7 protein-coding genes are annotated in these 14,183 nt (G+C 40.9%); 3 read left to right on the forward strand and 4 right to left on the reverse strand.

The window, feature by feature from the left end; translation table 11 throughout:
• Positions 1-447: 447 nt before the first annotated feature.
• From AC27JP_RS01315 to AC27JP_RS01325, 3 genes are all read left to right on the forward strand, one after another.
• Positions 448-1,230, forward strand: coding sequence for a sulfite exporter TauE/SafE family protein (locus AC27JP_RS01315; RefSeq protein ID WP_487111639.1), 783 nt, complete (start codon positions 448-450; stop codon positions 1,228-1,230).
• Complete coding sequence (gene priC, locus AC27JP_RS01320; protein ID WP_487111640.1) at positions 1,218-1,844, forward strand: primosomal replication protein PriC; 627 nt, start codon at positions 1,218-1,220, stop codon at positions 1,842-1,844. Before AC27JP_RS01315 ends, priC begins: the two co-directional genes overlap by 13 nt.
• A 119-nt stretch (positions 1,845-1,963) precedes the next feature.
• Complete coding sequence (locus tag AC27JP_RS01325) at positions 1,964-2,224, forward strand: late competence development ComFB family protein (RefSeq protein ID WP_487111641.1); 261 nt, start codon at positions 1,964-1,966, stop codon at positions 2,222-2,224.
• A 167-nt stretch (positions 2,225-2,391) separates the two neighbouring features.
• Here AC27JP_RS01325 and AC27JP_RS01330 read toward each other — a convergent pair whose 3' ends face one another.
• The 4 genes from AC27JP_RS01330 to AC27JP_RS01345 are packed head-to-tail and all read right to left on the reverse strand — an operon-like array spanning position 2,392 to position 14,089.
• A complete protein-coding gene (locus tag AC27JP_RS01330; protein ID WP_487111642.1) occupies positions 2,392-3,780 on the reverse strand; it encodes an ATP-binding protein in 1,389 nt (462 codons plus the stop codon).
• 32 nt (positions 3,781-3,812) lie between these two features.
• Complete coding sequence (locus AC27JP_RS01335; RefSeq protein ID WP_487111643.1) at positions 3,813-9,332, reverse strand: eCIS core domain-containing protein; 5,520 nt, start codon at positions 9,330-9,332, stop codon at positions 3,813-3,815.
• A gap of 2 nt (positions 9,333-9,334) precedes the next feature.
• On the reverse strand, positions 9,335-10,762 hold the full coding sequence (locus AC27JP_RS01340; RefSeq protein WP_487111644.1) for a contractile injection system tape measure protein: 1,428 nt from the start codon (positions 10,760-10,762) through the stop codon (positions 9,335-9,337).
• A gap of 15 nt (positions 10,763-10,777) precedes the next feature.
• Positions 10,778-14,089: a carboxypeptidase-like regulatory domain-containing protein gene (locus AC27JP_RS01345; protein WP_487111645.1), complete on the reverse strand. Its 3,312-nt coding sequence runs from the start codon at positions 14,087-14,089 to the stop codon at positions 10,778-10,780.
• Positions 14,090-14,183: the final 94 nt, after the last annotated feature.

Raw genomic sequence — 14,183 nt, forward strand, 5'->3', positions numbered from 1 at the left:
CATAGATAAAAAAATGACAAATATTTCAATTTATAACCTTATGAAACATTACACTTACACTTTTAAAAATAAATAGTAAGAAAAAACAAAATTAACCTTATTAATCAATACTTAAAGTAAAAAAACATCAGTTACACATTTCTCTCACAACAATCTACAGCTTTAACGACTGAAACAATTACAAAAAACAAAATCAATAAAAACCAATAGGTTATATTTATTCAATTTTTCCACACACGCAATGACATAAACTGTTTTGATGGAAAAATACTTATTAATCAACAACAACAAAACAAAAACCATCTTGCTTGAAAATTTTAGCAACACATTCAAATGTGTAAATCATGTCAAATTATTTCTTACCACAAAAAGGTGTCTGAAAAATGTCCATAAAATCAATACTTCATTGTGATATAATTAACTTTTAATTTTTAGTACATGAGTTTTATGTTTTTTGATCCTGCCCTAGATTTAAGTTTATGGATAACTTTATGCAGTGTTGGTTTTATTGCTGGGCTAATAGATGCAATTGCCGGCGGAGGCGGCATGCTTACGGTTCCGACATTACTCACTTCTGGTTTACCGCCCCATGTGGCACTAGGCACAAATAAACTGGCAGCTTCCTTTGGTTCATGCACGGCTTCATTTGCTTTTTATCGAAAAAAATTATTTAACCCTAAGTATTGGTTGTGGGCTATCGTTGCAACAGCCATAGGTGCTATTACCGGTACTATTATTGTTAACTTTCTTTCTGTCGAATTTTTGGATAAATACATCCCCGTTTTAATCATATTAACGGCGATTTATACCTTAATGACGAAATCATCAACACATGATGAGCACGGCTTACCAACAAAAACCCCTAAAATTAAAATCAAGCAAGTGGTACAGGGAATTATTCTTGGATTTTATGACGGTTTAGCGGGGCCCGGCACTGGAGCCTTCTGGGTCAGTTCGTCGAGCATTTTATATAAAATTGATATTTTACTAAGTTGCGGCTTAGCACGCTTTACCAACTTTGTTAGTAACTTTTGCAGCTTATTAACTTTCATATATCTCGGCCACGTCAACTTTGCACTTGGTATCTCTATGGGAATATTTATTATGCTCGGTGCTTGGGTTGGTGCTCATTGGGCGATTAAGTTTGGTAGTAAATTTATTCGTCCGGTATTCATCACCGTTGTAATTGCAATGTCTGCCAATCTTAGCTACCAAGCTTGGCTAAATTAAATAGGTCTGATATGCAGCTAGCAATTACAAAAATTCAAACGATACTTGAGCAACTTGCAATTCAAGCAGCAGAAATTGATGAAGCAAACAAGCACTCAAAATCACACCGTATAATTCAAGATAATGATATTTTCTCTGAAGCCTTATTTTCAACACATAGTGATCTTTTTGTTCCTTACGTAATGGAGATAAAAAGTAAAACCTATGAACTTGCGCGATTATTAAGTGCCCAAAAAAACGCTCTGGCACACAATAGACTACAAATTATAGAGCAACAAATATCAGCCCTACGGACTGCCTTGAATTCAAATCAAACTATACATAAAGAAGCCGATCAGCGTCTAGCGGCGATAAAAGCACAACGATACAAAAAAGCAGCCCAAGCCGTGATGCAATCAAGCCATAATTTACACAAAAAACTTGAAGAAACAGTTGAGTTTGAACGCCGATTATTAGTTATGGTTCAAGAAAGGGAGCAACAACGTCAACAGGCAACTGCTAAACAAAGTGCCCGACTTTCTGAAGAAATTTTAGCGTTACACCAACGTTTAGGACGCTGTCGACAGGCAATTTCTAAATTAGAAAGAGAGATAGCACAAACTAAAAAATTCTGATCAATACCATAACTTTTACTTTCTTGGTATAAACTCAACTTAACAGATGAAAAAGTTTGCAGTTTTCAGTACCCTAACAATACGCTTAATAAAATATTTATAACTTAAGAGTCATGCCAATGAAAATTTCTGATGATATTCATAACTATTATGAAAACTTAGTATCGCAACATTTTACCACTCTAAAATTAGAAGAAAAATATGACACTGAATTTATTGCCGACTTAGTTTGTGTCGTTTTAAATCAACTCCCTACACGTTATATTCGCCATGAAGTTGATATGGCATTCTATTTACCCGCCTCAGAAAGATTTGAGATGGAAAATAATGTTAAAGTCGCTGTTGCTAAAGCGCTTGAATTTATGAAAGAAAATACTTAATCAAATTGTTGAGTAGCTTCATCACTACAGGTAAAGCTTAGTATTTTTTATACTAGGCTTTACCAGAAAAATGCACAGCAATTATAATTTTTACCAATGTTCCACACCTACGTCAATCATCTAAAGCAGCCCAAATAACCAGAAACCACACTTACCAAAATCTTCTTTTATAGCACCTTAAATACCTTACCGGATTTTTCCATTTCCAGCTGAATGCCGCTTAACAAGTCTTGGTAATGTAAAATTTTTTGTTGCCCGCGTGAAAGAGCCTTTAAACAGGCATAATGCACCACGTTAATTATCGCTCCCCCCGCTAATTCATATGCCGCTAATAACTCAGCGATATTCTCCTTTCGGTCAAAACTAACTTGGTTTGGAAAACTCAAATGCCAAATTTTTTCCCGTTCATTTTTGTCAGGAAATGGGAAGGAGATCACAGCGTTAAAACGACGTAAAAAAGCATCATCCATATTGGCTTTTAGATTTGATGCCAAGATCACTAAACCGTCAAACTCTTCTACTTTCTGTAAAAGGTACGAAACTTCCTGATTAGCAAATCGGTCATGGGCATCCTTTATGCCGGTGCGTTTACCAAATAAAGCATCGGCCTCATCGAAAAATAGTATCCACTCTTTATTTTTCGCCTTATCAAATAAAGCGGCTAGGTTCTTCTCAGTTTCACCGATATACTTTGAAACCACGGTAGAGAGGTCAATCCGAAAAACACTACGTTCGGTATATTTACCTAACAAGGTTGCGGTAAGGGTTTTCCCTGTACCCGGCGGGCCGTAAAACAATGCCCGATAACCTGGTTTAAATTTCGCGGCCATTTGCCAATCATCCATCAAGGTGTGATGATGCTGAACCCAGACCTTAATATCTTTTATCCGTTCAATAACATCTGGGTGTAGAACTAAGTCTTGCCACAGTAACTCAGTCTGAATTTCCTGAGCAGGAAAGTCATTACTAAATTTAGGGCGGCTCACTTTACCCAGCGTAAAGCGTTCAATCATATCGGTATTCATTAACAAACGGCCGCTACAAATAGCTTGGCCAGATTTCGCCGGTGCCAGCTTAAGAATATTTTGCTGCGCAAACCAGTGCTCGTTACTGAGAATTTGTTGTACATGAAATCGATGATTAAGGTCGTTGCCCGCTAAAATATAAAGAGCAGTTTCGCCAGTCGCTTGAAAAAGTTGATTTTCGTTATCCCGTGTGCCACCAAATTCAGTGCCAATAAAATCTGCAGAAGAAGTATGATTTAACAAGGCATTCCGAAATATATTATCCAACAAGCTAGGTTGAATATGACTAACCATCGACAGTAATAACACAATATATTCATCAAAACTGGGTTGATGCTGATGAATAAATTCAGCAAAAGCAGAGCCATCTTCAAAAAAGGCTAAGCCGGGCAATTCAAGTTCTTCAACCTCTGACTCCTTTGCAAGATGCAAACGAATACGCGCATCAAGCACCTGCTTTAAATAATCAAATGCATGACTAAGATTATTAGCATTGGTCGCAACCTTTGAGTCAGGCAAATTTCCATCCATTCTATTATCCCATTTAACTTATCAGGTCATCATTAAGTTTTTAACACCACATAACCTTGGGTGTTCCAGCCCTTAGCGTCTTCGCCAGAAAAGCTGCCACCATATTTAGCAGCCTCGTCAGCCAAAGTTTTATACGAGCCAATTTTTGTAAGTATCTGCTTGTTATTACGTCTAGCCTGCACTGCCTTAAATATAGCAGTTGCTTGTGGAGTAATGTCACCGTGACCTTGATTAATCAAGGCCTGACTACTGGTAAGGGTATTAATATCAATTGCCACGACTTTTGGTGAATCAGCTAAAAAGTATTTGTCGGCGCTACGCTGTATTGGATTCAAGATGGTAAAAGCTTTACTTTCAACATCTGCAAATTTAGCACCTTTTTTCTTCATCCTAGCCGCTTCAACTTGCAGACCTTTCGGCACATTTTGTTCGGCATCAATTATTTTATTGTATGATGTTTCTTGGGTTGGATATTTCGCCTTTAACGCCTGTTTAAGTGCTGCGCCTCCCGATTGCCCACCATATTGAGGCACCACTTTATAGCGCATAATAGCCCCTGAATTGAAACCTGCTTTGATGTAACTTTCTATTTGCGACTCATGTTGATGATTCCCTTCTCTAGAAAGTGGCGTCATATTAAACCACTTACCCGGTCCGCCCACGTTATCGTTTAGCAAATGCCCGCGGATATAAAAGCTTGCACCGCCAGACTGACGCCGAGTATTTAACACATCATAGGTCGTTTGGGCTGCCTGACTTGGCGCTGAACCATCTTTCCAACCAGGACCTTTTTTGGTCAATATGTCAATATTCATGCTAGTACCAAAACCGGCAGAGTTTACGCCGCCATAAGTCGGCTTTTTCCAGTTCGGTACCTCGGTAAATAAAAACTTGGTAGACTGCCCCAATTTAACCAACAACTTACCCAACGCTTTTTGCTTTAAGTCTGATTGTTTCGCTTTTTCCTCTTTGCTACTGCCACTCAGCGGCTCCTTACGTTTTGCGTCTATTTCTGCCGCAACTAACTTAGCTTTTGCTAAATGAGGCTTTTGCTTGGCAGTAAAACTGCTTTCATCTAATGAGTTAATAAAACTTTGATAGGGTTGTTCTTCACTGCGCATTGTTAATTTAGCGCCCTTGCCTTCTCCTTTGAAAAACAGACTGTGACTAGCGCCATCTTCAGCGGTAAAGCCCTTTTTAACCTTCCACCACTTAGTCAATTTATCCTTGATCTTTTTCGCAACCCCCTTCCCTTTACCTAACAGTTTTTTAGCAAACTTCACTACCGTGTCTATTACCTTATCAATAACTTTATTGATGGGTGTGGTCACTTTTTTAATAATGCCAGTCACAGTCTTACCTATGCCACCAAGACCCGCCAAAGATGCCAACAAACCAATAACAACAGGCAAGCTTCGCGCCATTGCGTTTTCAACAGCCTTGGCCGCTTTACCTAACACCCCAGCAGCCAGTGAACTAATGGCGCCATAAACCGACAAGACAAAGTCTTTTATTTGCTGAAAACGTTCAACAAAAAACATGACTAAATCAAATAACAATTTAAGAATTTTTACCAAAGCACCAGCAGGATTAAGTAAACCCAACAGCCAAGTTACGGCTTCTTTCACTACTGTGGTGATAACAAAGTTACGAATCGCCCCCATCACCATTTCTTTCAGGTTAGCCAGACTTTGTTTGATCATCTTCCATAGTGCAATGGGGCCCTCGGTTACTAACAGGCGTACTATTTCGACACCTTTTTCAACTGCAGCAAAAACTTTTTCGGCTTTGGGGTACTTTTTAATAATCCGAGCTTTAATGTTGGCATAAGTTAAGCCCAAAATTTGTAATACCAGATCGATAATACCTTTTAGGTCAAATTTCTCCGGTAAAGTTATCGGCACCGACGACATAGCGCCCGTTAACCATTCAATTAACCCCTTGATTAAATGTTGTTTGATGTTTTTAACAAAGCTGCGCACGCCCATACCAACGGCCGTGACCAAGTTATTAAAAAACTTCCCGGGGCTTTTTAAAATAGAGACTAATTGGTTACCGGCTTTTTCGAAGAAATCAAAAATGGGTTTTGAATCAATGCCGGCAATTTCACAACCTGCTCGAATCGCTATTTTCAGCGCTTCAAGAAAATCGCCAGTGAGCACGGCGCCAATAATTTCAACGGCAGCTTTTAAGCCTGCTTGAAATGCTTCCAGTATTCTGTCTAGTGCAACAGCTAATGCATTAGCGACCGCTTCAACCGCAGCTATTGCGCCATCAGCCACCATGTTAACGCCCGCTATGGCAGTATCAACCACAGAATCAATAGCACCATTGATCTTGGCAGCAAGCCCAGGAAACGCCTCGCCAAGATATTTGTTAACTTGGTTTTTTGCCCAATCACGAAACTTATTGAGTTTATCAACAACAAAATTTCTCGCGGCATTAATCAAACCAATGGCCGCATTTTTAGCCTTTTCGATAATAGTTTTAACCGCTGAGCGTATGGCATTAAAAATTTTATCGATTGCCGATGTTAGCGCTTTAACCGCACTCTTAACCGCACTTTTAACCCTATCCCACCAACTTTCCTTTTTTTGCTCCTTGTCCAGTTGAGCTTTTTTTTCTGCTGCCTCTTTCTCACCTGACTTTTTCTTTTCTTCCGCTTCTTTTTCGCCTTTCTCTAACTCAGTATCAGCTTGTTCTTGAGAGGTTTTTACTTTGTCATCTATGGACTTTTTATTTTCAACCTGTTCCTTACCTGCATCATGATCAAAAGCTTTCACTTTATCGAAAGCGTCTTTAATGCCGAGTTTTTGCTGATCAGAGACTTTTTTTCGGTTATCAATAACCTGAGTTCTTTGTTCAGCATCAGCTTTATTATTTAGCGTTTGTGTTTCTTTTTCGGCCTTAGCTATTTCAGCATTTTTTTCCTTCTGCTTAGTTTGTGCTGCTGACTGCGCATCTTGATCCGCTTTATTAAGGTTTTTTTGCATGCTTTGACTAAGGTTTTCATCGGCTTTTTTTCTCACCGCCTCAGGCAATTCTGCGTTGGCATAATCATCCGCATGTTGTGACGCCTCAGTCGCTACCGGCTCTGGCGGAACAACCGCCATCGCGACTGACTTATCTTCGTTCACCGATTTAGCCTGAATATTACTTTGCCCAGGGTTGCTGGTAAATTGTCCCGTGACTTCGTCTCTCTTACCTCTTAACTTGCCACCGGCATCCTCCTTTTGACTCGCCATACGATTTGGATCGGCACTGCCCTGCAATGAGACTTTTTGCTTGGCTCCGGCACTGGTATTGAGGTTATTGTCTGTGGTGCGCACGCTATTTAAAAAATTGCGCATATTGTTCTTTAGCCAATCCAAAAAGCTATCGCTTTTACTTTGTTTTTCAAGTTGCTGTTCGTTAGCTTTATTAGAAGGTGCATCACCATGATTTTGATGAGGGTCAATGGTTAATTTTTCCGGATCAGCAGCAGTTTTACCGTCAGTAATGTCTGCTGACGATGGCATCAATTGGTCTGCTGGTGTGATACCTTCCGTTACATTACCAGCCAATTTAACCTGTAACTTTGGCGCATCTGTGACTTCTTGTTGCTGCTCCTGAACCAGCTTTTTACTAACCGCCTGCCCTAGTTTGTCACCATCTTGAGCCAGTTGAGACGGTTTAGCTTTAGCAACGCTAGCCACCGCTTGATCAGAGCTACCTGCCATATCAAGCGGTTCGATAGCAGCCATCACTTCCATTAGCGGTGCGGGGGGAATATCCGGTAGCTCCAACGTCACATTTTCTTCTGGTGATATCTCAGTAACAGCTTCTGCTGTAGTTTGGTCTGCTGGATTGGGCTCGGTATCGGGAATATCATTTTCTGTTACAGCTGTTGCTTTGTTCTGGCTTTCTGCCGGCTGTTGTTCGGCCTTTGGTATCTCGTCCAAGTCAGGACTTAAGCCAGTATGAACCAAAGTGACTTCTGGCATATCAAGTTTGGCGACCGGATCAAAAAAGCCTAACCAACGATTAACCGGATCCCACTGCTCTTCAATTTGCCCACCTAAATTATCTTGTCCGGCGGTATTACCGTTGATGGTTGCCACTTGCGCGACATTGCCAGCACTGTCAACTTTGACACCTGAAACAATAGCAAAGTGCTGAAACGGCATGCGATAGGCAATATCGCCTTTGCGGGGTAATTGTCCTTTTGGTCTTGCCTGCAAAAAAGCCATCACGCTGTGGCCTAATTTCCAATCGGGAATAGGCACACCACCTTGCTTAAGTGACCACCACACAAAAATACCGCACCAGCTCGGTAAGGCATCTTTAAGGTTTCCGTCTTTATCTGGGTATAAACTGACTTTTTTGATCACCTCTTCATTAATTGGCAGCTCTCCACCAAAAGCTTTATTAAAAAACGCTAGTAGTCGTTCAAAACCTTGACGAAATCCTTGGTCATTTTTTTGCTTGGCATTGACTAAACCGATTTGGCTGCGAGCATGTCTTAGCGCTTCTAATAATTCTGGGCGAATTTGATAACCGTCTTCTTGTATGTCATCCGATAATTTAGCTTGAACCGCTTTCGAGCCGATATTTGCGCGTTTTTGCTGCAAAGTATGTGTCAGCTCGTGTGCTAATAAATGCAATCCTGAACGGCTGTTAGGACGAAACTGGTTTTGATTAAAATATATGTCTTGATCATTGGTTAAGGCTCTGGCGCCTAATTGTTGGTTAAGGGCTACCGCCGCTTGATCGGTATGAATACGCACACCACTAAAATCAACATTAAATGCCCGCTCCATTTTTGCCTGTACTTGATTTTCCATGGCATTACCAGATTGGCTGCGAGCTTGTTGAAATGCCTGCTCAGGGTTTTCGGTTTTAACTTTACGTTCTAGTACTTTCATTTGAATGTTCTGTTCATCATCTTGTTTTGCTTGAAGCTCTTGCTCTTCTGCATTTTCAACCTGCTGAGGCTTTAGCGCCTTTTCTTTCATCTTAGCTTGGAAGTTTTCATCTGACTTTGCTTGCGCCTGCAATGTTTCCTCTTCGTCCTCACCTTTAGCTTGTAGCCGTTTTTCCTCCTTAACTTTAGCCTGTAAATTTTCGTCCGGCTTTGCTTGCGCCTGCAATGTTTCCTCTTCGTCCTCACTTTTAGCTTGTAGCTGTTGTCCCTCATTAGCTTTAGCCTGAAGACTTTCTTCCGGCTGTTCTTTTGCTTGCAATTCAAGGTCTTTTTGTTCGTGGTTTTGTCGCTGAAGTTTCTCGTCGGCTACTGCCTTTGGTGCTAGAGGCTTAGCTTGTTCCAGATCGTTGGCCGCTAAATCAACATTAGCAGCTAAGTTGGTTTTCCCTGCAACAACACCGTCAGCAACCTGATCAGCTTGGCGTTCGTAAGGATCTTTTGCCTGCCCAATTTTGATTTTAGCTTGCACAGCCTGTGGGAAAAATGGCCTTGCTTGATGACAAGCCTGCGCTTGCCAACTATGCTGTGGGTTAGCATTGCTACTGCTATGTTTTGAGGTTTTTTTTAAGGCCGCAACTTTAGCACTCATGACTAGGCCCAACTGACAAAAATAGGCTGTTTGAGCCAAGGCAGAACAATCAAGTTATATGTCCAAGGTAGACGTTCAAGTAATATATCAATTGACTGCTTTTCTACGGTTAAGCGATAGCCTTCATCAAGCGCTTGTATACTGCCAGCACGTTGTAAAAAGCTCTGACGCAAACCATCAATAGAGGTGTTTTTTAATGCCGACCAATGTTGAATTACTGCCAACAACAAACCATCGATTTGTTTTTTTATCTCATCGTTAAGTATTATTTTCCTAGGTACTGGTGCTAATAACGGTATTCCCAGCAAAAATTTGTACACTAGTAGTTCATTTTCTTGAGCAGAGCAGGAGCCAGTAACGGCATAATGAAGCGCATACATGGCATCGAATTGAGCTTGTTGGCTAACAAACTGTTTTGCTTTTAACCAGCCACATTGACTAAATAAATCAGTCAAAAATGGATGTAATAAGATCACTCCAGCTTGAGATACTAAGGTACTTTCTATCGCATTTTTTTCCTGTTCATCACCTTGTAATGAGGAAGTCGAGTCAATAGCATCTGCTAAGTCAAAACTATCGTCAACTTCTGGCTTAGCTGATGCCTGCACAGCGTTAAGCAAGACTTTTAGTTGGCGGTTATTATTCCCCTCAACAGACATGGTTTTTAGCAGTGTTTCGAGTGTTGCTAATTCTACTGAAAAATTGGCAACAGAGGTTTCGCTGGCTTTACTTGACGCTTTAACAAGTACAGCAAATAACAACGTAGACACCGGATAAAATGATGTTCCTATTAGGTATTTATTGGTCAGTTCTTGTAGCTGAAAAAACTGTTCGGCGCTTAGCCATTGCTTGGCTAAATACTCAATAAATTTTTTGTTATGTTGATAAGCGATTCGAGACCAAAGATCAGCACGATAACGATACTTTGCTAGTGTTTTAAAAATCTGCTTAAGTGCTTGATTATCGACTTGTTGATAAAATTCTTCTACTTGCGAAATCTTAGAAAAAGCACTGCCAGACGGCCAATAGCCTTTTAGTAAAAAGTGTGAATAGCATTTATGCTGCCAGTTTGGTAGTGAATAAACTTGCCCAGGATTATCGATTAGTTGTTCATCTATTTGGCGTTTAAAATGTTTGACCAATAGTTCTTGTTGAAAAGAAACCGACAACTCACTAGCCCCCCCACCATTAAAATCGCCTAGAGGAAAATCCCCGATATCTAAAATGAGCTTACTTACGGCTAAATGATAACGGCTAAAGTCAGGTTGAGAACCATTAGCTTGTTCTTCTTGCCATTGACTAAGGGCTTGAGCAATTAACGGGACAATATGCTGTAAAAACACCTTTTGCCATTGCTGACGCGCACTAACATCTGCATGCTCTTGCCCGCAACTAAGATCAAACTTTGCCTGTCGCACATAATGTTGCAAAATATGCCCCTTATTTTACCCCTTAAGCCCGCTTTTCCCTTTCGCAGCTGCGAGTTCAATTTCAATCCCCTGCAGCATTTTACTTTTAATAGTGACCATTTCTTCTTTACTGTTAAAGCCCGGGGCAGAGGCAAGCACGCGATACTTTCCAGGCACAACACTAAATAAAAATGTTCCTCTCACCATTTTGACATTAATTACTTGTTCCTCTTGATTGAATACTTCTAATTTTGCATGAGTAATGGGCTCGGTCCTACCACCAAACTCTCTTGAGCGACTAACAATAGTGCCCGAAACTCTCACTTTTGAGGGTGTCGGCGAGGGTTGAGTGGGAGCTTTCGGCACAAAGTCCAAATCTGAGCAATCACTGTCACAACAATAAGTTGGTAAACAAAAATCAGCGACCACAACAAAGTCATTTAGCGGGTCTTTATCATCAATCACCCGTTTAAGCTCTAGTCGTTGAAAATTTGCCTCAATGGCAAATGCCTTCATGGTGTTTTGCTCAGCTAGCGTTTCTTGAATGTCATCAAGGTTTGGCAGATTATCAGCTCTGTTACCGGCCGCTGCTATAGCTTCATCGTTTGCTTTATCACTAGTGCCAATATTGCTATTTTTCATAAAACGGGCCAGCGTATCTGCCACTTTCAAATCACGCTCTCCGGTTGCCATCATCAAACTTTCAGTACGGGCAATAAAGTCTGCACGCGGTAAGTTAATCGCCGCCATCACAGCGCCAATATCCTTGATATTACTTACATCACTTGTTTGTAGTTTTTTCTGATAATCTTGAAGTTGTGATTTATGAGTGTAGGCCAGCACTAAAGTGCCACCTTTTGGTACACCGCATAAGTGTTCTATTCCTGGGTGGCGGCGGCTGTAACCATCGAAGATAAATTCATCAAGAATATTTTTAACTCGTGTTTGAAACTCCCCGGTAATATTTGATAATAAAGCACTGGTACCTAAAGTACTTAAGTTACCAATATTGCTGGTGATGGCGCTACGAAAGACCATATTACTTTCATCGGTATCGTCAACAGCTGTTTTTTCAAATTCTCGATAAGCATCATTTAAACCACTAAGCTCGGTATCGAAAGCTTCAAAGTCAAACTCAGCAACACTATTAACCGAGCTCCGAGTAAGTAATTTCTCTGTTTGTGCTAACATGCGCACAGTTTGGTAATTTTGCTCTATTGCTTGAGCAGAGCTGCCCTTCAATTCATTACTGACACGATCATACAAACTACCATCAGGCACGGCTTTTACTTTCTGATAAAGTAAGCCAACATCACCATTAGCATCTCCTTCGTCTTCCAATGCGGTCAGTAAATCAACTGATGCTAAGTTGCCTTTTCTGACTTGCTTTAGCAATAAGTCAGATACATCGTTGGATTTTATATCGCCGTCGGCAATGACTTGAATCGTGTCGCTATAGGCGTTGCTCATATAAGCCATAACTTGAGCATCACCACGTAGCATGTTGTGCTTAAATGTGCGCTTAGATTGAACGCCAGCAGCTGCACGCTCAGCATCAGAAGCATCTGCAACAGTTTGGCCCAACATTGAAAGCGTCGCGGTATTGGAGAGCCTAGCAAGTGCATACATGATGGCTAACAGAAGTTGAAATAAAATCGCTATCACTAACAAAAAGATCATGTCGATATCTGACAACTTACATTTAAATAACCGTAACAGCGTTTGATTTTCTTGCAATAGCGCTAAAATAGCTGCTTTTTCTGCATCCGATTTTAACGCTTCTACCGGCAGAAACACTGGCTCAACACCAAAACTCAAACCTAATTGCTGTTTTTGTACTTTCAGCTCAGCAATAACTTGCCCAAGCGGTTTTGCGAGTAAGCCCTCGATGCGATAAAAATCTTTGTTATCTAAGCTCAAGCTCATCGGGTGAACATTAGACTGATGTAAGCCGTAGCCATGCACTTTAGCGAGCTGCTGACAACGGGTGGCCGACGGATGCCAGTTACGGTGTAAGTCATCCATAGCGTTAAAACGTAAATAGTAAGGAATGGCTTTATTTGATAGCTCCCCTTGCAAGGTGCTCGGGGTAATGCGTAAGTCTGCTCCAAGCAAGTCGTCCAAATAATAACGTTTAAACAGCAACCAACTGCGGTAAAACAAATCACTAACGCGCATTGCAAGCTTATGCTGTCCTTTCAATTGCATGCCCGGATAAAAAGGATGGCGAAGCACATTTGACGTTATCTGAGCGCCGATATTAAAATCAATATCGAGTGGCTCATCTGAGCTAATATTCTGGCAGCGCTCTGCGGTTTGTGGTTTACCAAGCAGAACGTGAAAGGCAAAGCGATTTTCATTAGCACAACATAAACCGTCCAACTGACAAGCGGCATCAATAAATTCATTGTAAGATGCCACCGCATCTTTGAGCCGATCATAGGCATGAATATCAGTTAATAAACGTTCGATACTCGCCGGTTGTACTGGTAATCTTGGGTCGATGCCAAACCAAGGGCCATTGGGAAATTCATCACTGGAAAAACGTTCACCTAGCAAGTAAGCATAATTTTGGTAACTCGCTTCAAGCTTGTTAGACAACTGTGCCCAGCCATCCGCCACTTTGTTTCGAGTTAAAGCGCGAAGTTGCTCTAAACTTTCGGTACCATTGGCGCTGACGCTTAATTTCTGAATCGCCAATGGAGTTAAATTTACTTGTTGCTGCTGCCAATGTTGATCTTGTGGTTGTAAAACACTGGAGTCTGCCGTTTCCAACTGCCAAAGTTGCAAAGCATCACTTTCATCAATCAACAAAGTGCGTAAGGTAAATATTTGCTTGCCGCCCTTATCTGCACAGTTATTAAGATCACAGTTTTTTGTCGATTCAACGCTTGCTTCAACTAACAATAACACCACTTTATTTTCACAAAACTCGGCATTAAGTGGCTGTGGAACAGGCGTGCCCGGTGCGGTTTGATAATCGTCAGTGAGCAATTCCCACATGGCGATATCTTCAATTGGCAGTAAACTCTTTGATACAACAACTTCGTCAACGAGATTATTGTCTTCAAGTACTTCTGATACTGGCAGCTGAAAATCTCGATATTGGCTATAGAGCTTATTTTGCTCTTGCAGAATAAGGTGCCCCAGTGAGGTAACAGCAACACCCGAGGTTATTTCTATTTGCGCAACAGCTCGTTTTATGACCTGTAATCCGCACACCACGCCAATACCAAACAACTTACTACGCGTCATCAATTGTTGCTCATTAAGCCATACGGTTAACTGGTTCAAATGAGAGGAAGTTAACACCTGACCGCTTTCAAATACGGGATAAAATGTTTGCATTTTGCTATCCAGCCTTATCATCTGCGCATAATTTCGCGCAAATGGTTATGTTAATTACGCCAAATTCAATGACCCTATTACCGCTTTTTATAAG

The sequence above is a fragment of the Colwellia sp. SU-HH01172 genome (assembly GCF_057553355.1).